This window comes from Bacillus sp. 01N42_2, assembly GCF_056399565.1.
Genome location: NZ_JBFTRO010000002.1, coordinates 459,300 through 477,949 on the forward strand (window position 1 = coordinate 459,300; position 18,650 = coordinate 477,949).

Consider the following 18,650-nt stretch of genomic DNA (forward strand, 5'->3'; position numbering starts at 1 on the left):
ATAAAGGAATATCCGTCCTGTGTATACATTTGTTTTTTACAGATACACAGATTTTTCCGTCTGCCGTCTTTTTACCCCCTTAGACGGAACGGGTTCCCTCTTTTTCTTCTTTTCTGAGTACTTGACATGCATACTGACGTTCACCAATATACCGGCGCTCGTCAATAATAAAAACATGGATGAGCCTCCGTAGCTGATAAACGGCAGCGGAACACCCGTAATGGGAATTAAACCGCTGACACCGCCGAGATTGATGAAGGTCTGAATCGCAATCATACTGGATATCCCGATTGCCAGGAGACTGCCGAACGGATCTTCACATTTTCTCGCAATATAAAAACCTTTTAACACAACAAAAGCAAGCAGCACAATGACGAACAGGACGCCGAAAATGCCGAGCTCCTCTGAAATAACCGCCATGATAAAGTCTGTATGCGATTCCGGCAGATATCCGTATTTTTGAATGCTTTCTCCGAGACCGAGGCCGAAAAAACCGCCTGAGCCGATCGCATAATACGAATTTATAATCTGCAGGCCTGATGTGCCGGCATATTTAAACGGGTTTTCAAGGCTTTCAAACCGGCTCATGCGCCCAGGCGTTAAAATATCGTCCCATTTCAAATAAATGATCGGGCTGACAAGAAGTAATACGATTCCCGCCATGATCACCAGCCTGAGCAGCGTCTTTCCGCTGAATCCCGAACACATAATGACGCAAAACGCGATCAGACCGATAATCATCGCCGTTCCGAAGTCAGGCTGAATGGCGATAAGCGCACAAATGACTACGGTGACGATCACCGGCGGAGCAACTCCTGTCAAAAGCTGATCGATATAGCTTTGTTTTTTCGCGTACACCGCGGCAAGATACAGAATCAGGGTCAGCTTGACAAATTCCCCCGGCTGAATGGCCATTCCGCCGATTTTAAACCAGCTTTGCGCGTTTCCGGCAACATGTCCGAAAACAAACAGCGCGCAAAGCGCAGCCACTGACGCAAGCAGTAATATTTTCTGGACCTTCTGATGGGCGAGCACTTTGTACGGGAAAACGGCCGCGATGATAAACAGCACGAGCCCTGCAATGACGGCGAACAGCTGCCGTTTAAAAAAATAGTCGCTGCTCACGCCGTAACGCATAACGGCGGTAATCATACTTGAACTGTATACCATTACCAATCCGAAACTGCACAGCAGAATAATAGCGCTTATCAATGAATAATCGTAAGATTTTAACATTCTTTTAAACATAACATCCTCTTTCCTGCTTAAAGCTTACGTTTAATACCTATTGCGTATTATATTTTACTATAATTCATAAACAATTTACGCAGTTTCTTTATAGTTTTTCGGATGAAATGCAGATTAATAGACCGTCTCACGAAAAGAAGATGCAAAAAAACGGTTTACGGTTATAAAAAAACCCAAACCGTTGAATAGTTTGAGTTTGATCATTTATTTTCCTGTAAACGCGTCATGCAGTGCAGACAGTTCTCTTTCAAGTCTGTCCAGCAGCTCTTTTCCGTCGTTTTCATCAACTAATCCCAGGCGGACAGCAAAATCGATTTCCCTCGACAGTCCGAACATCTGAGTATCCAGGACCTCTTCGTACAGAGGACATTGAGGCATCGTTAAGTTATCCATTTGTACTCGGATCAGCTTCAAAATCTTCTCAGCATCTGACTTCAACAGTTCGAATGCTTTCTGCTGATGGTCAACTATAATCTCTGAAGCCAAAAGTATCCCTCCGTTCCCCAGGCGAGTACCTAATTCTTCTATTTATCATAAAGGGTATCAGGTGAAATTGCAAGAGGATTTAAGCAGATGTCATGATAAAAAGTGTTTCAAAAAATACTCAGCCTGTATTTCTCAGACATGATTTCCAGAAGCTTCACACCCGCGATGCTGTTGCCTTTTTCATCAAGCGCCGGGCCGAATATACCGATTCCGAAATTGTATGGCGAAATGCCCATGATTCCTCCCGAAACCCCGCTTTTGGCGGGAATGCCGACCTTGATCGCGAATTCCCCGCTCGCATTGTACATGCCGCATGTCACCATAAACGTCTTGCAGATTCTCGCCACATCTTTTTTTATGACCTGTTCCCCGGTCTCCGGATGCTTGCCGTCAAGTGCGAATACGCAGCCGATTTTGGCTAAATCCAGACTGCTCATCTTAATCGCGCACTGCTTTGTATACAAATCCATGACCTCTTCAACATCGCCTTTAAAAATGTCATACTGCTTCATGTAATAACACATTGCCCGATTGATCATGGAGGAACCGAATTCTGATGCTGCGACATGTCTGCAATATGTAATTTCCTGATTATTCGCAAGCCTTCTGATAAATCCGAGCAGATAATCCAGACGGTCTTTCGGCGTATGCCCTTTAATAAAACTTGTAACGACGAGAGCGCCCGCATTAATCATCGGATTTAAAGGCTTGCCCGGGTTCACCGTCTCAAGCTTCACAATGGAATTAAACGGGTCGCCGGTCGGCTCCTGCCCTACGCAGCTGAATATCTTTTCCTTTCCGTAATCCATCAGGACGAGCGCCAGAGAAAGCACCTTCGAAATGCTCTGCAGCGTAAATGTCCGGTCGGCGTCTCCTGCCGTCAGACATGTATTTTCCGCATGATAAATCGTGACTGAAAGGCTGTCTTGCCCCGATTCTGCCAAAGCCGGAATATAGTCTGCCACTTTGCCTTCTCCGGTCTTTTTTTTCGCTTCTTGAACGAGTGCGTCCAGCTCCTGGTAATGCCGGCATACCATTTCGATCCCCTCACTTTGCTGCCGTTGGTTACGTCTAATTTGCGACGCAAAGTGACAATTCATGCGAAAACTTTTATACTTTAAGTAAAGGGGGGCTTCACCATGAGCGTTATTCAAGTTAAAGGCAATGTTACATACCCGATTACAATTGATCCGAGTGTCTGGATTTTCGATGACCGCAAGTTTCCGTTTGAAAACAATCAGCCCGTTCACTCAGACGGCTCGGCAGAAACTAAGGAGCATACACTCGATCCGGAACGGGTGATCAGAGAAGGGCGCATTTCGCCGCCGACTTTAAAAAGCGAAAAACGTTTTGAAAAAGAAAGATTAATGAACGGCAGTTTCGCCATGAAGCTCGGTGCTGTCTTAGCAAATGCCGAGCCGAAAGAAAGCGCTGTCCTTTGCGTATTTATTTCAGGATCTGAAAGAACCGAGGTGCCGCTTGAAAAGGCGATGGACGCAATCGCCCATTTCTGTGAGTCAGGGAAGCCTCTTCAAGACGGCGGTCCGGTCCATTTTTACGTGAACGGAAACTTTGAAAAACCGATAACAGGCGTCACAGAAATCGAAGTTCTATAACAAATCGGCCGCAAGCTGTGCAAGGCCGGATCTTTCGCCTTTCATAAGCTTCACGCTGCCGGAGACGGTTTGTCCTTTAAACCGCTCTACGACATAAGCAAGTCCGTTATTTAAACTGTCTAAATATGGGTGATCTATTTGCTCCGGGTCACCCATCAGGACAATTTTGCTGCCTTCTCCCACCCGTGTCAAAAGCGTCTTGACCTCGTGCCTCGTCAAATTCTGAGCCTCATCGATAATAATAAACTGATCCGGAATGCTTCTTCCCCGAATGTATGTCAGCGCCTCAACCTGAATTGATCCGATGCCCGCTAAAATCGCTTCAAGTTCACCCGGCTTTTTCGCATTGAACAAAAATTCAAGATTATCAAAGATCGGCTGCATCCACGGCTTGAGCTTCTCCTCTTTTTCACCCGGCAAATATCCGATATCCTTGCCCACCGGGACGATGGGACGTGCGACGATCAGTTTTTTATAAATACCGAGATCCTCAGTCTGCAGAAGCCCCGCTGCGAGAGCTAGCAAAGTTTTTCCCGTTCCCGCTTTTCCGATCAGGGTGACAAGCGGGATATCTTCTCTCAGCAGGAGTTCAAGCGCCATTGTCTGCTGGACGTTTTTCGGCCTGATGCCCCATACGTGCTCATCATCAAAGACGAGTCTTTTTACGGTCTCCCCTTTCTTATCTGTCATGCCGACCGCAGAAGAAGATCCTCCTAATTCATCTTTCATCAGCACAAATTGATTCGGATAAACCTGATGCTGCTGAAGCTCCTTGACTGAAATTTGTTTGTTTTTATAAAACAAGTCAAACCGCTCTTTATTCATAAATATATCCTTGTACCCACTGTATATCTCATCATGGTCAACGACTCTGTCGTTTAAAAAGTCCTCCGCCAAAAGCCCGATGGCATCCGCCTTTACCCTGACCAGCACATCCTTACTGACCAGGATGACGGGGCGGCCGTTTTCTTTCGTTTCCTCCTCAAGGCTTAAATTTTTTGCCACCGCCAAAATGCGGTTATCATTTGTTTTTTCGATAAAAATTTCCTGAAGCTGATGAAATGACCGGTGGTTCAGTTCAATTCTGATCGTTCCTCCGCTTTCAAGCGGAACCTTTTCGTGCAGCCTTCCTTTCTCCCTGAGCCCGTCTATCAGCTTAGATACGTGCCTCGCATTCCTCCCGACCTCGTCCATATACCGCTTTTTTGAATCGACCTCTTCCAGCACGACGGCGGGGATGACAACTTCGTTTTCTTCAAAAGAAAAAATGGCGTTAGGATCCTGCAAAAGTACATTCGTATCTAACACATAAATTTTACTCAAGTCTCAGCCTCCTGAAAAATAAGGATCAAAGCCCAGCGTGTGCTTCTCTTTTCGTGAAAAACGGGGATGCCTGCTAAAATATATGATTTGGTGAATAAAGATAGAAGGTTAATTCAACAATAAAAGAAATGAAAGCATTAAGGAGGGAATCTGACGTGCGAATTCTTTTCATTATCATACAAGCTTTATTTATTCTGACCGGCTGCACAGCTGTACAGGATAGCCGCGGACGCAGCAATATCCAAAACGAATCAACCGATCAGGGCGGAGCAAAACCGATTCATGTGAGTGATACAGCTCCTGAAACAGCTGCGAATCCCGGCCGGACAGATATTGCAAAGCATCTAGTCGAAGTGACTGAAAAAATCCCAGGCATTACAGACGCCACCGCGGTCGTACTCGGGCGATACTCAGTCGTCGGAATCGATGTGGATGACAATTTAGAACGGAGCAAAGTGGAAAGCATTAAATACACCGTTGCCCAAGCATTAAAAAACGATCCTTACGGCGCCAATGCCGTTGTCGTCGCTGATCCTGATACAGTCTCCCGCCTGAGAGGCATGGGCAGCGATATTAAGGCCGGACGTCCGGTTTCAGGCATTTTGGACGAACTCGCCGCAATCGTCGGACGTGTCATGCCGGAAGTTCCGAATGATGTGACCGACAATGAAAAAGAATCACCGACTAAATCGAATGATGACCAGCTGAATCAAAGAGATCAGAACAAGCTGCAAAACGAGCAGAATGATCAATCGGATCATCACATGAATAACCGCCGGTAAAAAGCAGCGCCCGCTACAAAGGAAGGGCGCTGCTTTCTTTCCCTTTGGCAGGCGGGTCATCCATGATATAATGCTTGTCATAGTGAAAGAGGTGAAAAATCAATGAGAGTTAAATGTTCCATTTGCGACAAAATTGAACAAATTGATGATGAAACACTGACAGCCAAACGCCTCCGCAACCGTCCGATTCATACATATATGTGCCAGGAATGCCATGACCGAATCAAAGTCAAAACAGAGGCGCGGCTGAATACCGGACACTTCTCCTTTCATCCAGGGCAAAAAACGAAAAAAGATAAAGTGAAAAAATAAACCAATAAAAAAATGACCCGCCGAAAGGCAGGGTCATTTTTTTATTGCGGTTTAGCTGACTGGCTTTTTTTGGACTGGTGCAGACGGATTTTGTAAATGATCAAAATCAAGGCGGCGACAACAAGCCCTTCTCCGACCGGCAGAAACACACCGAAAAAAGTCAGCACGGTGCAGCCGAGTACGAGAAAGAGATAAACTGCCGCAGCCTTTAAAACCGGCAGCCTTTTGGCAAAGCCGAGTTTAAATACAATCACCGAGAGCACGACGATCGTTCCGTATAACAGCCACATTCCCGTCAGCGGATGCTCATCCACTTGGTAAAGCGCAGCAAAGAACGACAGCCGTTCACTTACTTCATTCAAAAAGATCCCCTCCCCTTTTCCGTTCGGGTTCTATCTTTTCAAATTCTGCAAGTGATTAAGACATTCCTGCTGTTTTTTTCTTTTTCGCCGCTTTTTCACGTTCGTTTTTGTTCAGGATTTTCTTTCTTAAACGGATGGATTCCGGTGTTACTTCACAGTATTCATCATCGTTCAAGTACTCGAGTGATTCTTCAAGCGACATAATGCGCGCTTTCTTAATCGTAGTCGTTTGATCCTTCGTTGCGGAACGGACGTTTGTCTGCTGTTTCATTTTGCTGACATTGACGACAAGGTCATTGTCACGGTTATGTTCGCCGACAATCATGCCTTCATATACTTCTGTGCCCGGCTCAACGAAGATCACGCCGCGGTCTTCAATACCTTGAATTCCGTAAGATGTCGCTTTTCCATTTTCCATGGAAACGAGCACACCCTGACGGCGGCCTCCGACTTGGCCTTTTTGCATCGGCTGATAGCTGTCAAACGTGTGGTTCAGGATACCGAAACCGCGTGTCAGTGACAGAAACTCAGTAGAATAGCCGATGAGCCCGCGTGAAGGTACGGTAAAGATCAGGCGGACCTGGCCGTTTCCGTTATTAATCATATCGAGCATTTCGCCTTTTCTCGCACCCATTGATTCCATAACAGAACCGGTATGCTCTTCAGGCACGTCAATCTGCACGCGCTCAACAGGCTCGCAGCTTACACCGTCGATTTCCTTAATGATAACTTCAGGTTTAGACACTTGAAGCTCATAACCTTCGCGGCGCATGTTTTCAATTAAAATAGACAGGTGAAGCTCACCGCGTCCTGAAACAACCCATGCGTCAGGCGATGCCGTCGGTTCGACACGAAGACTGACGTCTGTTTGAAGCTGTGCGTTCAGACGCTCTTCAATTTTACGGGCTGTGACATATTTGCCTTCACGGCCTGCAAACGGGCTGTTGTTTACGACAAATGTCATTTGAAGCGTAGGCTCATCAATACGCAGAACCGGCAGCGGCTCATGGTGGTCAGCCGGACAAACCGTTTCACCGACGTTGATGTCTTCCATACCGGAAACGGCAACGAGGTCTCCCGCTCTCGCTTCTTCAATTTCCACGCGTTTCAATCCTTGGAAACCGAAGATTTTCGTTACACGGAATGATTTGACCGTTCCGTCAAGTTTCATCAATGAAACCTGCTGGCCGACTTTCATCGTGCCGCGGAAAACGCGTCCGATACCGATACGGCCGACATAGTCATTGTAATCAAGAAGCGCCACTTGGAATTGAAGAGGCTCTTCGGCGTTATCAACCGGCGCAGGGACATGTTCAAGAATCGTTTCATACAGTGATTCCATGTTTTCGTCCTGCTTTTTCGGATCAAGACTTGCCGTTCCGTTAATCGCAGAAGCGTAGACGACAGGGAACTCAAGCTGTTCTTCGTTTGCATCCAGCTCGATGAACAGATCAAGCACTTCATCGATAACTTCTTCCGGGCGGGCGAAATCACGGTCGATTTTGTTTACGACGACAACCGGATTTAAGTTCTGCTCAAGGGCTTTCTTCAGAACGAAACGGGTTTGCGGCATGCAGCCTTCATATGCGTCAACGACTAACAGAACGCCGTCAACCATTTTCATAATCCGTTCAACCTCTCCGCCGAAGTCGGCGTGTCCCGGAGTGTCCAAAATATTAATGCGTGTATCTTTATAGTTAATCGCAGTATTTTTCGCGAGAATTGTAATACCGCGTTCACGTTCAAGATCGTTTGAATCCATTGCGCGTTCGGCAATATTTTCGTTGGCACGGAAGGTTCCGGCTTGGTGAAGCAATTGGTCTACCAAAGTCGTTTTCCCATGGTCAACGTGGGCAATAATCGCGATATTGCGAAGATCGTTTCGAAGTTTCACATTTTCATCTCCTAAAAAAATTAGATAACTTTCATATTATACCACACATCCTCTTTAAAAGCGTCACGTTTTTCTGTAAACTGAAAGTATGACGTTAAAGGGGATGGAAATATGAAAAAATTGAATTGGCTCTTATTATTATTTGCATTCGCAGCAGTCTTCAGCATGATGCTGATCGGCGTATCAATCGCTGAGAAAAGCGCATGGGGTGTCATCGGAAGCATTGTTCTCGTTATCGCCATGATGGGAAGCGGTTTCACTGTAAAGAAAAAAATGCGCGAACAGGGACTGCTTGATTAAAAGCATGACCCTTTGCAAAATTCCGTAAACATGAAAAGCACAATATTGTATGAAGCCTGAATGAAACATTCAGGCTTTTTTGCATCCTCAAAACCGGTGGGATGTAAGGCTTATCTCCCCCGCCGCCTAGTCAAGAAGCCGGAAACAGCAGTATGCATCCTAGTGACAACAGCAGAGTCCCTCAGAAAAGGCAGCCGGAATTAGTCCGGTATTGTTATGAAGAAAATACCAAACTTCCTATTTCAATTCCATCACTGGATTTTTATACTTGTGGCTGTAAGCAAATACACATGACAAGGAGAGAACAAAATGAAAACATCTTTTTTGAAGAAAACCGCTGTAACTGCCGCTGCAACTGCTTCAGCCGCCTTGCTTGCATTCAGTCCGCTTGAGTCTGCCGGTGCAAAAACAATTCAGGCAAATGAATCGCCTGTCTTGCAGGCTTTTGCCGAGAAAACACCGGAAGATGCGGCAAAGCTTTTAGACATCATCAGCCAATCCATTTACGAAAAAGACGGCGTCTATTATTTTGACGGTGAAAAAGCGGTTGAATTGGGATTAGATAAAGAAGCCGCACAGACCATTCAAAAGCTGTGGGACAGCTCAACGGAATTTTTAACCGTCCTTTCCCAATGTATCGAGAAAACGGACGGCGAATATACATTTAATAAAGAAAAAGCAGTGGAGCTCGGCTTTACGGAAAAAGAAGCTCTTATCGTTGATCAGCTGTTCACCGCTTTCTCCCAGAGTCTTCATATTCTTCAATCTGCTCTGGTTGAAGAAGACGGCGTGTATACGTTTGATCAGGAGCTTGCTGAAAAAGCAGGTGCAGGTAAAAAAGAAGCGAAGCTGTGTGCTGAATTCTTTAATTCACTGCCGCAGGAATTACTTGAAAGCATTTATACAGCCTTTCACCCGGCTGAGTAAACGAAAAAAACGCCCGGTCATTCAGCCGGGCGTTTTTTTAATTCAGCAGTTTAAGCGCAAGCATGATGAGAAATACAGCTCCGAACATACAGGCGGCATTTGTCAGCAGCCTCCCGTAATATCTTTCCTGAAACCGCCTCTCCTCGTCTTCATAACCGTCCGGCGCCTTCATCTCAGCTTCGCCAAAGTCAAGCGGCTCCTTCATCATATGATATACCCTTTTGCACTCACCGCATGTATCAAGATGGCGGAAAATATACCGCTCTGTTTCTGTTTCACAATCGCCTTCAATATATAAAGGGAGTAAATCTCTCACTAAACAGCAAGTCATATGTGTCCGTCCTTCCTTTTTTCCGCCAAGTGCTGTTTCAGCTGCATTCTCGCCCTGTATAAGGTGCTCTTCACCTTCGGCAGGCTCCAACCCAAAATATCAGCAATCTCTTCGTATGACAGCTCTTGAAATTCCCTTAAAATTAAAACGGTCTGCTGATCATTTTTCAGACGCTGAATCTGCCCGGCCAGCGCGTTCTTTGTGTCTGTCCGGTCAACGTAATGCTCCGGCAGTTCATATGTTGTTTGCTGAAGCCCTTCATTCAAGGTGATATCTGAAAATTGGTATTTTCTGTCCCGTCTGTACCAATTGATGAAGGTATGGTGGGCAATTGCATAGAGCCACGTGCGGATAGACGAGTGCCCCTTAAATGACTCAAGCCCGTTAAATGCTTTCATAAATGTATCCTGAGCGAGATCTTTAGCGGTCTCAGCGTGATGTGTGCGTCTGTAAAGGTAATACATAATATCTTGATAATGTTCACGGTACAACTGTTCAATTGACACCTTGTTTTTCATTTAAAAATAAAACCACACTGTCATCCAGATTGAGAGCACAATGAAGAAACCATACAGTCCATACGTCAGGCATTTCATATATTTAATTTGGCGGATGTCGCCCGGCGGCGGCTTCATATCATGTTCATTCTGTCTTTTTCTGTTTTCCGCCTCTGCTCCAAATTCAGGTTCATGTTCTTTCATCCATTGAAGCGTACCGCCTTCAAGTTCCCCTTCCTTATACAGGTCGTATAAATCGAAGAAGACAGCCTTTCTTTCTTTATTGTTCATAAAGGTTCACCGCCTCGTAAGTATCCGCGTTTACTACATATGCGTCATGGCGGTTTGAACCGAACGGCTGAATAATAACGAGCCATGCGTTATATGTTACGCCGTCTTTCACCGCTTTGACAGGCTTCACCCGCTTTTTATAAATGATGCCGTTATATGCCCCCGCCACTCTTTTGAAGGCTGTTTCCCCGTCTCTGTATGTATGCGGGAATGTTTTGGCGCTTACCTGTCCGCAGGATGAGGCCTCTATCATGCCTTCTTCATTTCGGAGCGTAAAAACGGATGTTCCTTCAAGGTTTTCAAAAACGAGACCGTCTTCCGATTTGTCAATTTGCTTAAACTTTGAAGTATCCGCGCCCAGCAATGTAAAAAGCCTCTTCTGAAGTTCTTTTTTTGTCAAAACGGTGCTGCCTGATGAGATTCTGATTTTCACAAGGCGCCCGGATTCGGCATCAAATACCAGCTCCGCCCCGTTATTCGCTGTTACGGTCACACTGCTGCCGATCAGGCTGTTGATATCTGTATTTGTGATTTCAAATGTCTGACCAGGCATTTGAAGCGTATGAAAGACGGCTTTTGATGCTTTCATTATGTCTTTTTCCTTCATGTGCACCTACGGCAGCGACTGAAGCTGATAAATAGACGGGTCTTCTGAAAAACCCATGATCGTTTCTTTTTCCCAGTAAAATACAGCACCCGTTTGTTCGTGATGCTTCCCTTGTCTTTTCGGCGCGATCTCCACGACAAACTGTCCGTCTTCTTTTCTCACTGTTGTCTGAATGCCTTGTGTTTTTAGTTTTCGGCCGTGTACCGACAAGAAATCCAGCGACTTTTTCCGGTACTCTTCTTCTGTTAATGTCCGGCCTTCCGGTTTTTTAAGATATTGATAATTTGTAATCATTCGGGAAACCTCGTCCACTTCCGCTTCATAATCTTCCGTTTTAAAGCGGTAAAAGTAATGGAGATCCTGATTGGTTTCTGTCAAATAAATCGGATTCTCAGCCGGAAAAAATGACGTAAGGATCCGTTCCGCCTGGTCTGAAGTAATATGTTCGCCCACATAATCAACAGAATCTTCAGCTATCGGTTTTGAAACCGCAAATGCGGCATCTCCCGCGTTGTACACCGGATTCAAAAAGACAATAAAACCAGCGGCAACGGCCGCCGCAAGAAAGCTTTTCGTCCGCCGTCTGATCCTGTCTGACCGATGAAATAAATGATGGGTCATCAGAAAACCCGCCATTGTTAAATACACCGTAAACGGGAGAAGCCTGCCGTAATCTTTTGATACCCCGGCCGAGGACGGAGAGAGCACCCACACCAATAGCCCGATGACCGCTGCATAAAACACGCCGATAAAAACCGGCCTCGGTTTCCAATACATTTTAAAAAATAAAACATTCATAGAAATCAGAAGGAGTAAAACAACCGCAACGGAACAAAGCGAGGAGACTAAATCCTCTGCAGCAATCGTGTCACGATTGCTGTTCCAGAAAGCAAAAAAACTGAAGATCAGCTGAATGACGGGCAGTGTCACCACAGTGAGATCAAACGTATAAAACATGCCTTTTCCCCTCTGCTCCTGCGGCATCAGCATATAGTGAAACGCGGTGAGCAGCACATATCCGTACATTAAGAGATGAACGATCGGAAGAAGCTCTCTTTCTTCCGTTGTCAAATAGTGCGCGCTAAAGTGAGTGCTCTGCACCTGATGAACCAATTCAATCGTTATGCCCGCCAATAATACGGCCCGAAGCATGATCCCGCCATAAAACCAAACTCTTTCAGGGCTGATTTTCGGATGGAAAGTCAGCCCGTATAAAACAGCAAGGCAGACGGACGACCACTGGATGATCAACACACTCTGTCTGCTCAAAATGAAATATCTGTCGAAATGCTGAATAAAATGACTGAAAATCTCTGACATCTGTAACAATCCTTTACGTTTATTAAGGCCTCACCCGTTTAGACAACCGGCATTAAAAAAAGTTTTAAAGAACCTAACATTTTTCCCCTATCATTTTTCCCGTCTTCATCTGTCATTTTTTTCAGAAGAAATCGCGTCATTCGACTCATGTCTATTCCGACACGTGCCTCTCGGCTTATCCCCTGACACCGCCTCCCAGGAGCCTGTACGGGACGATTCTATCAATTCAGCTGCGGAGTCTAGTTTTATATTGCAGAATGAGAGATTGCTGGTTTATTATAACAATATAAGTTTTCATTATTTTCAAAAAGGGGGATTTATTGTGGGTTTAGGTAAGAAATTGTCTGTTGCTGTCGCCGCTTCTTTTATGAGTTTAACGATCAGTCTGCCGGGTGTTCAGGCCGCTGAGAATCCTCAGCTTAAAGAAAACATGACAAATTTTGTGCCGAAGCATTCTTTGGTGCAATCTGAATTGCCTTCTGTCAGTGACAAAGCAATCAAGCAATATTTGAAACAAAACGGTAAAGTCTTTAAAGGCAATCCTTCTGAAAGGCTGAAGCTGATTGACCAAACAACCGATGATCTCGGCTATAAACACTTCCGTTATGTGCCTGTCGTGAACGGTGTGCCTGTGAAAGACTCTCAAGTCATTATTCACGTTGATAAATCCAACAACGTCTATGCGATTAACGGTGAATTAAACAACGATGCTTCTGCCAAAACGGCAAACAGCAAAAAATTATCTGCAAATCAGGCGCTGGACCATGCTTTTAAAGCAATCGGCAAATCACCTGAAGCCGTTTCTAACGGAAACGTCGCAAACAAAAATAAAGCCGAGCTCAAAGCAGCAGCTACAAAAGACGGAAAATACCGCCTCGCCTATGATGTAACGATCCGCTATATCGAACCGGAACCTGCAAACTGGGAAGTAACCGTTGATGCAGAAACTGGGAAAATCCTGAAAAAGCAAAACAAAGTGGAACATGCGGCTGCAACCGGAACAGGTACGACTCTTAAAGGAAAAACGGTCTCATTAAATATTTCTTCTGAAAGCGGCAAATATGTGCTGCGCGATCTTTCTAAACCTACCGGAACACAAATTATTACGTACGATCTGCAAAACCGCGAGTATAACCTGCCGGGCACACTCGTATCCAGCACCACAAACCAGTTTACAACTTCTTCTCAGCGCGCTGCCGTTGATGCGCATTACAACCTCGGCAAAGTGTATGATTATTTCTATCAGAAGTTTAAACGCAACAGCTACGACAATAGAGGCGGCAAGATCGTATCCTCCGTTCATTACGGCAGCAGATACAATAACGCGGCCTGGATCGGCGACCAAATGATTTACGGAGACGGTGACGGTTCATTCTTCTCGCCTCTTTCCGGTTCAATGGATGTAACGGCCCATGAAATGACACACGGCGTTACACAGGAAACAGCCAACCTGAACTATGAAAATCAGCCGGGCGCTTTAAATGAATCCTTCTCTGATGTATTCGGGTACTTCAACGATACTGAGGACTGGGATATCGGTGAAGATATTACGGTCAGCCAGCCGGCTCTCCGCAGCTTATCAAATCCGACAAAATACGGACAGCCTGACAACTACAAAAATTACAAAAACCTTCCGAACACTGATGCCGGCGACTACGGCGGCGTGCATACAAACAGCGGAATTCCGAACAAAGCCGCTTACAATACGATTACAAAAATCGGCGTGAACAAAGCGGAGCAGATTTACTATCGCGCCCTGACGGTATACCTCACTCCGTCATCAACCTTTAAAGATGCAAAAGCAGCTTTGATTCAATCAGCGCGGGACCTTTACGGCTCTCAGGATGCTGCAAGTGTAGAAGCGGCCTGGAATTCAGTCGGCTTGTAAACTAGAAAAGAGACCGGATGTCCGGTCTCTTTTTTATATCTGATACATTTCACAATGGCTTTACCATGATCATATATGTCTTTTCCCGATCGTCTTTTTCAAGCTTCAGCTGTTCAAAACCGCATTTGCTTAAAAACAGCAACCATTCCTGCCTGTCCAGGGGAACGGCTGCAAACATCGCTTTATGCTCCGCTCTCAGCCGGCCGGCAATCTCTTCAATGACCGCCCGACCGATTCCTTTCTCTTTTGCCTCTGGAGCGACGGCTACAGTCCCGAGCCACGGTTTTCCGTTTGAGGGCGCCCATTCTAAGTGAAAGCTGACGGCGGCAGGAGCGCCGTCAAGCTCCCATATGAGCCACGTTCCATTGTACATGGAGTATGCAAGCATAAACTCCGCCGCATTTTTTGTTCCGAATTCTTCGGCTCTCCACACCGGGTGTGCCGCCGCCAGCTGCTCCAGAAATTCCAGATCTTCTTCTTCAAACTCCCTATCTGTCAGCATGTAAATAGTCGTCAAAGATGATTTTATGTATCGCCGGATTTCCCGCAAGCACGCTGTGGTTATCTAAAAACGTAAACGGTTCGCCGTCTGTTGTCGTGTAAATGCCGCCGACTTCGTTCAGCAGCACGCAGCCGGCAGCGTAATCCCACGGCGCGAGCCTCATTGTGATGTATGCGTCAATGCGGCCGGCCGCAACACTGGCCAGCTCAAGTGCCGCCGAGCCGTAGGAACGCGTTCCTCTTACCCGTTTTACGAGCGGCGCCAAAATACTCGGGTCGATTCTTCTGTTTTCCGTCACCCATGTGGCATTGATTGCAATAATCGATTCTTCAATAGAAACCTCTTTTAAAGGAGCAAGCGGCGTGTCGTTCAGATATGCCCCTTTTCCGCTGAATGCATGATACAGCTCGTCCTGCATCACATCATAAATTAAGCCGATTTTGCCTTTTCCGTCTTCAAAAATACCGATGGAGATTGCGAAATGCCGCTTTTGATGGACAAAATTCATCGTCCCGTCAATCGGATCAATGATCCAGACGATTCCGTCAAGGGAGCGGAGCTTATCTCCCTGCCCTTCTTCGCCGAGGATGCGGTGTCCGGGAAAAGTTCCCTGTATACGGTCAATGAAAAAGCGTTCCGTCTCTTTATCCATATTTGTGACTAAATCATTCGGATTTGATTTTGTTTCAATCGTCAAGCTTTCCTGCATGGATTGTCTGATTCTCGTTCCGGCTTCTTTTACCCATTGTTTTGCGATATCATCAATTTCCGTCCAATTTGTCATACCGTGTACCTCTTTTCTATGTATAGCTTACTCTATAGCATACTGATAAAAACAATTAAAAAGCAAGGAAAATGAAAAAAATGCCTTCTCACGTAAAAACGAACCATTTCCTGCGGTTCGTTTTTACTATTCTTTATCCGTTAAGACGAATCCATTCTTTTCTGAGACGTTCCAGTTTTCTTTTACTGAGATCGATTTGATCTTCATTCTCTTTTTGTATGGCCTCATAAAGGGTTGCCAATTCATAATCAACCTCTAGTCTCCAGACAGCTACACGGTTATTTTTTTCCTCCCTGAATCCTTCCTTCACCACTTGCCTCATTGTCTTTCGCCCCTTCCAGAGATCATTTGTTAAAAAAGCATCCCATTTTCCAATTCATTATTAATGATACTTCTTATATCCTATGGAAACTTATATTCGGCTGTAACAACATTCTTAAAATTGTGTGTTTACCTATTCATTTTTTACCACCACTCCTCTCCGCTCAAACGTTCTCAATGTTTTTGCGGCCGGCAGGGGCTGTGGTAAAATATGAATACTTACGATAAGGAGGAAAAAGATGACTCAGATGCGTTTTACAAAAGAAGACTTTGACACATTTACAATAGAAGGATTAGATCCGCGCATGGAGGTGTTAAAAGAACAGGTGCGTCCGAAGCTGACTCTGTTAGGAGAACATTTCGCACCGACATTGTCGGCATTGACCGGAGATGAAATGTTCCCGCATGTCGCCAAGCACGCGAGAAGATCTGTCAACCCGCCGGCTGACAGCTGGGTTGCCTTTGCAAACAGCAAACGCGGCTATAAGAAGCTCCCCCACTTTCAGGTCGGACTATGGGACACTCATATGTTTGTATGGTTTGCCATCATTTATGAGTCTCCGATAAAAGAGGAATACGGCAGATTGCTGGAAGCGAAGCAGGATGAAATCACAAAACAGATTCCCGGTCATTTTGTATGGTCGCCGGATCACACGAAGCCAGGAGCGTACAAGCAGTCGGAGATGGATCGGGAACAGCTGAAAACACTATTTGAACGTCTGCAGACCGTAAAGAAAGCAGAGCTTTTGTGCGGCATTCAGCTGCAAAAAGAAGACGTGATCAACATGAACAACAATGAATTCCTGCAAACCATTGAAGATACTTTTAAGAAGCTTTCCTTTTTATACACGCTGACTCAGAAAGTCTCATAACATAAAAAAGCGGGCCGGTTTCCGGCTCGCTTTGTTTACATTTTGATAACCGCTTGATCTGATTGTTTCGCCTCTTTCACAGTCCGATACGGGGAATAGCTGCTGTCCGCTTCAAATTGGCTGCAGATTTTCTTTTCCTCCGCCTTTCCGGGAACGATTTCTTTAAAGCGGCGGTACGCATCCAGAAGTCTGTTGCGGTCAGTTCCTTTTTCATAGGCGTTTTCCACCTGCTGAAAAAACGCAATGACATCCACGGCCTCCTCTGTCGTCCAGTCTTCATTCATCGGATATTGATATTCCAAATGTCTTCACTCCTTTATAATCATGCTCAAAATAAGCATCTTCCATAGATCATAAATTGTTCTTTACTTTCTTTCAAGTTCATAATATAATTCATTTGTTTTACGTTTAAAAAACGGGTAATCATACTGAATGTAATACAAACTAATCCGTAGGTATTATGATAAAGGTGGGAAAACAATTGCCGCAACATGAAACACCCCTGTACAGCGGACTGAAAAAGCACGCGGACAGACAGCCTGTCCAATTCCACATTCCGGGCCATAAAAAAGGCGCGGGAATGGATCCGGAATTCAGACAATTTATCGGAGAAAACGCGTTAAGCATAGATTTAATTAATATTGAACCTTTGGATGATTTACATGCGCCAAAGGGCATCATTAAAGAAGCGCAGGACCTGGCCGCAGAAGCATTCGGCGCAGACCACACCTTCTTTTCCGTACAAGGGACGAGCGGCGCCATTATGACGATGGTCATGGCCGTATGCGGACCCGGAGATAAAATCATCATCCCAAGAAACGTTCATAAATCCATTATGACGGCCATTGTATTTTCCGGAGCGGTGCCGATTTTTATACACCCGGAAATTGACGATGAGCTCGGGATTTCTCACGGCATCACGCTTGAGTCTGCCGAGCGGGCTTTGACTGAGCACCCTGACGCAAAAGGTCTGCTTGTCATCAATCCGACGTATTTCGGTGTGGCGGCTGACCTGAGCAGCATCGTCAAGCTCGCGCATTCTTTCAATGTGCCTGTTCTTGTCGATGAAGCGCACGGCGTGCATATTCATTTTCATGATAAGCTTCCTTTGTCCGCCATGCAGGCGGGCGCTGATATGGCAGCCACAAGCGTGCACAAATTAGGCGGCTCTCTGACGCAGAGCTCCATTTTAAATGTGAGAGAAGGCCTTGTGTCCAAAGAAAGAGTGCAGTCGATTTTAAGCATGCTGACGACAACATCAACATCCTATCTGCTTCTCGCTTCACTGGATGTCGCAAGAAAGCGGCTCGCTACAGAAGGCCGCGGCCTTCTTGAAGATACGATTCTGCTGGCAAATCAGACACGGGAACGCCTCAATCAAATTGAAGGCATCCGCTGTGTCGGCGAAGAAATCACAGGATCTAAGGCCGCCTTCAGTTATGATCCGACTAAATTAATCATTTCGGTCAAAAACCTCGGCCTGACCGGGCATGACATTGAAAAATGGTTGCGCGAATCATATAATATCGAAGTCGAGCTGTCCGATTTGTATAACATATTATGTATTTTCACTCCCGGAGACAGAGCAGGAGATGCCGACCGCCTTGTAAACGCGCTTACAGACATTTCAAAGCAGGCTGCTGCCAATGAATATGCTCATCAGCAAACGGAAGTTCTGCTTCCTGAAATTCCTCTGTTAGCGATGACGCCAAGAGACGCGTTTTACGCAAATACGGAAGTCATTCCGTTAAAAGAATCCGCAGGACGGATCATTGCAGAGTTTGTCATGGTGTATCCACCGGGAATTCCGATCTTTATTCCGGGCGAAATCATTACTGAAGAAAACATCAGCTACATTTTCAAAAACCTGGACGCCGGCCTTCCCGTGCAGGGTCCGGAAGACGCAACGCTTGAAATGATCAGAGTCATCAAAGAACAAAAAGCCATCCAATAAACATAAAGAAGCCCGAAACCAAATCGTTTCGGG

Annotated in this window: 21 protein-coding genes and 1 pseudogene; 8 read left to right on the forward strand and 14 right to left on the reverse strand. The window is 45.6% G+C overall.

Annotation, left to right across the window (positions count from 1 at the left end):
• Positions 1–36: 36 nt before the first annotated feature.
• The 3 genes from AC1DN5_RS05945 to glsA all read right to left on the reverse strand — a co-directional run bounded on the left by AC1DN5_RS05945 (position 37) and on the right by glsA (position 2,771).
• Positions 37–1,248, reverse strand: coding sequence for an FtsW/RodA/SpoVE family cell cycle protein (locus AC1DN5_RS05945; protein ID WP_016936237.1), 1,212 nt, complete (start codon positions 1,246–1,248; stop codon positions 37–39).
• A 204-nt stretch (positions 1,249–1,452) separates the two neighbouring features.
• Positions 1,453–1,734 (reverse strand): Fpa/YlaN family protein, encoded by a 282-nt coding sequence (locus AC1DN5_RS05950; protein ID WP_016936238.1) that lies wholly within the window; start codon positions 1,732–1,734, stop codon positions 1,453–1,455.
• Positions 1,735–1,841: 107 nt separating this feature from the next.
• Positions 1,842–2,771, reverse strand: coding sequence for a glutaminase A (gene glsA / locus AC1DN5_RS05955; protein WP_016936239.1), 930 nt, complete (start codon positions 2,769–2,771; stop codon positions 1,842–1,844).
• A gap of 102 nt (positions 2,772–2,873) precedes the next feature.
• Here glsA and AC1DN5_RS05960 point away from each other — a divergent pair, with 102 nt between their 5' ends.
• On the forward strand, positions 2,874–3,350 hold the full coding sequence (locus tag AC1DN5_RS05960; RefSeq protein ID WP_016936240.1) for a hypothetical protein: 477 nt from the start codon (positions 2,874–2,876) through the stop codon (positions 3,348–3,350).
• Here AC1DN5_RS05960 and AC1DN5_RS05965 read toward each other — a convergent pair.
• Positions 3,345–4,673 carry a PhoH family protein gene (locus AC1DN5_RS05965; RefSeq protein ID WP_016936241.1) on the reverse strand — a complete coding sequence of 443 codons (1,329 nt, stop codon included), beginning with the start codon at positions 4,671–4,673 and terminating at the stop codon, positions 3,345–3,347. The genes AC1DN5_RS05960 and AC1DN5_RS05965 overlap by 6 nt on opposite strands.
• 155 nt (positions 4,674–4,828) lie before the next feature.
• Here AC1DN5_RS05965 and AC1DN5_RS05970 point away from each other — a divergent pair, with 155 nt between their 5' ends.
• Both AC1DN5_RS05970 and AC1DN5_RS05975 read left to right on the forward strand, forming a co-directional pair.
• Positions 4,829–5,455, forward strand: a complete 627-nt coding sequence (locus AC1DN5_RS05970; protein WP_016936242.1) for a YhcN/YlaJ family sporulation lipoprotein — start codon at positions 4,829–4,831, stop codon at positions 5,453–5,455.
• Positions 5,456–5,557: 102 nt separating this feature from the next.
• Positions 5,558–5,767: a YlaI family protein gene (locus AC1DN5_RS05975; RefSeq protein ID WP_016936243.1), complete on the forward strand. Its 210-nt coding sequence runs from the start codon at positions 5,558–5,560 to the stop codon at positions 5,765–5,767.
• Between the two features lie 41 nt (positions 5,768–5,808).
• Here AC1DN5_RS05975 and AC1DN5_RS05980 read toward each other — a convergent pair whose 3' ends face one another.
• Together AC1DN5_RS05980 and typA are read right to left on the reverse strand one after the other, a co-directional pair.
• Positions 5,809–6,129, reverse strand: coding sequence for a YlaH-like family protein (locus tag AC1DN5_RS05980; RefSeq protein WP_015239793.1), 321 nt, complete (start codon positions 6,127–6,129; stop codon positions 5,809–5,811).
• 55 nt (positions 6,130–6,184) lie between these two features.
• Positions 6,185–8,023 (reverse strand): translational GTPase TypA, encoded by a 1,839-nt coding sequence (gene typA, locus AC1DN5_RS05985; protein WP_016936244.1) that lies wholly within the window; start codon positions 8,021–8,023, stop codon positions 6,185–6,187.
• Between the two features lie 111 nt (positions 8,024–8,134).
• Here typA and AC1DN5_RS05990 point away from each other — a divergent pair, with 111 nt between their 5' ends.
• Entirely contained in the window at positions 8,135–8,323 is a 189-nt protein-coding gene (locus AC1DN5_RS05990) for a YlaF family protein (protein WP_016936245.1), read from the forward strand.
• A gap of 309 nt (positions 8,324–8,632) precedes the next feature.
• A complete protein-coding gene (locus AC1DN5_RS05995) occupies positions 8,633–9,250 on the forward strand; it encodes a hypothetical protein (protein ID WP_016936246.1) in 618 nt (205 codons plus the stop codon).
• A 37-nt stretch (positions 9,251–9,287) separates the two neighbouring features.
• Here AC1DN5_RS05995 and AC1DN5_RS06000 read toward each other — a convergent pair whose 3' ends face one another.
• The 4 genes and pseudogenes from AC1DN5_RS06000 to AC1DN5_RS06015 all read right to left on the reverse strand — a co-directional run bounded on the left by AC1DN5_RS06000 (position 9,288) and on the right by AC1DN5_RS06015 (position 12,296).
• A complete protein-coding gene (locus AC1DN5_RS06000; protein ID WP_016936247.1) occupies positions 9,288–9,581 on the reverse strand; it encodes a zf-HC2 domain-containing protein in 294 nt (97 codons plus the stop codon).
• A complete protein-coding gene (locus AC1DN5_RS06005) occupies positions 9,578–10,099 on the reverse strand; it encodes a sigma-70 family RNA polymerase sigma factor (protein WP_016936248.1) in 522 nt (173 codons plus the stop codon). Before AC1DN5_RS06005 ends, AC1DN5_RS06000 begins: the two co-directional genes overlap by 4 nt.
• Positions 10,100–10,369 (reverse strand): hypothetical protein, encoded by a 270-nt coding sequence (locus AC1DN5_RS06010; protein WP_016936249.1) that lies wholly within the window; start codon positions 10,367–10,369, stop codon positions 10,100–10,102. It lies immediately after the preceding gene.
• Positions 10,359–12,296: pseudogene (locus AC1DN5_RS06015) on the reverse strand (hypothetical protein). The gene AC1DN5_RS06010 and the pseudogene AC1DN5_RS06015 overlap by 11 nt, the downstream one beginning before the upstream one ends.
• A gap of 322 nt (positions 12,297–12,618) precedes the next feature.
• Between AC1DN5_RS06015 and AC1DN5_RS06020 the strand changes: the two are divergent.
• A complete protein-coding gene (locus AC1DN5_RS06020; RefSeq protein WP_064778851.1) occupies positions 12,619–14,184 on the forward strand; it encodes a M4 family metallopeptidase in 1,566 nt (521 codons plus the stop codon).
• Positions 14,185–14,233: 49 nt separating this feature from the next.
• Here AC1DN5_RS06020 and AC1DN5_RS06025 read toward each other — a convergent pair whose 3' ends face one another.
• The 3 genes from AC1DN5_RS06025 to AC1DN5_RS06035 all read right to left on the reverse strand — a co-directional run bounded on the left by AC1DN5_RS06025 (position 14,234) and on the right by AC1DN5_RS06035 (position 15,792).
• Entirely contained in the window at positions 14,234–14,686 is a 453-nt protein-coding gene (locus tag AC1DN5_RS06025; protein WP_047475188.1) for a GNAT family N-acetyltransferase, read from the reverse strand.
• Positions 14,673–15,470, reverse strand: coding sequence for an inositol-1-monophosphatase (gene suhB, locus AC1DN5_RS06030; RefSeq protein ID WP_016936254.1), 798 nt, complete (start codon positions 15,468–15,470; stop codon positions 14,673–14,675). The genes AC1DN5_RS06025 and suhB overlap by 14 nt, the downstream gene beginning before the upstream one ends.
• A 133-nt stretch (positions 15,471–15,603) precedes the next feature.
• Positions 15,604–15,792, reverse strand: coding sequence for a hypothetical protein (locus AC1DN5_RS06035; protein WP_366969430.1), 189 nt, complete (start codon positions 15,790–15,792; stop codon positions 15,604–15,606).
• Between the two features lie 238 nt (positions 15,793–16,030).
• Between AC1DN5_RS06035 and AC1DN5_RS06040 the strand changes: the two genes are divergently transcribed.
• Positions 16,031–16,663, forward strand: coding sequence for a DUF1054 domain-containing protein (locus AC1DN5_RS06040; protein WP_366969431.1), 633 nt, complete (start codon positions 16,031–16,033; stop codon positions 16,661–16,663).
• Positions 16,664–16,698: 35 nt separating this feature from the next.
• Here AC1DN5_RS06040 and AC1DN5_RS06045 read toward each other — a convergent pair whose 3' ends face one another.
• Positions 16,699–16,965, reverse strand: coding sequence for a UPF0223 family protein (locus AC1DN5_RS06045; RefSeq protein WP_016936256.1), 267 nt, complete (start codon positions 16,963–16,965; stop codon positions 16,699–16,701).
• Positions 16,966–17,144: 179 nt separating this feature from the next.
• On the opposite strand from AC1DN5_RS06045, the gene AC1DN5_RS06050 reads away from it, so the two are divergent.
• Entirely contained in the window at positions 17,145–18,617 is a 1,473-nt protein-coding gene (locus tag AC1DN5_RS06050; RefSeq protein WP_045926937.1) for an aminotransferase class I/II-fold pyridoxal phosphate-dependent enzyme, read from the forward strand.
• Positions 18,618–18,650 lie beyond the last annotated feature (33 nt).

What these genes read in the sequence shown, in the direction of transcription:
- AC1DN5_RS06005 (WP_016936248.1), bottom strand. Translation starts at nt 10,099, where the DNA reads ATGAAAAACAAGGTGTCAATTGAACAGTTGTACCGTGAACATTATCAA.
- AC1DN5_RS06010 (WP_016936249.1), bottom strand. Translation starts at nt 10,369, where the DNA reads ATGAACAATAAAGAAAGAAAGGCTGTCTTCTTCGATTTATACGACCTG.
- suhB (WP_016936254.1), bottom strand. Translation starts at nt 15,470, where the DNA reads ATGACAAATTGGACGGAAATTGATGATATCGCAAAACAATGGGTAAAA.
- glsA (WP_016936239.1), bottom strand. Translation starts at nt 2,771, where the DNA reads ATGGTATGCCGGCATTACCAGGAGCTGGACGCACTCGTTCAAGAAGCG.
- AC1DN5_RS06040 (WP_366969431.1), top strand. Translation starts at nt 16,031, where the DNA reads ATGACTCAGATGCGTTTTACAAAAGAAGACTTTGACACATTTACAATA.
- AC1DN5_RS05990 (WP_016936245.1), top strand. Translation starts at nt 8,135, where the DNA reads ATGAAAAAATTGAATTGGCTCTTATTATTATTTGCATTCGCAGCAGTC.
- AC1DN5_RS06035 (WP_366969430.1), bottom strand. Translation starts at nt 15,792, where the DNA reads ATGAGGCAAGTGGTGAAGGAAGGATTCAGGGAGGAAAAAAATAACCGT.
- AC1DN5_RS05995 (WP_016936246.1), top strand. Translation starts at nt 8,633, where the DNA reads ATGAAAACATCTTTTTTGAAGAAAACCGCTGTAACTGCCGCTGCAACT.
- AC1DN5_RS06000 (WP_016936247.1), bottom strand. Translation starts at nt 9,581, where the DNA reads ATGACTTGCTGTTTAGTGAGAGATTTACTCCCTTTATATATTGAAGGC.
- AC1DN5_RS05960 (WP_016936240.1), top strand. Translation starts at nt 2,874, where the DNA reads ATGAGCGTTATTCAAGTTAAAGGCAATGTTACATACCCGATTACAATT.
- AC1DN5_RS06025 (WP_047475188.1), bottom strand. Translation starts at nt 14,686, where the DNA reads ATGCTGACAGATAGGGAGTTTGAAGAAGAAGATCTGGAATTTCTGGAG.
- AC1DN5_RS05975 (WP_016936243.1), top strand. Translation starts at nt 5,558, where the DNA reads ATGAGAGTTAAATGTTCCATTTGCGACAAAATTGAACAAATTGATGAT.
- AC1DN5_RS05945 (WP_016936237.1), bottom strand. Translation starts at nt 1,248, where the DNA reads ATGTTTAAAAGAATGTTAAAATCTTACGATTATTCATTGATAAGCGCT.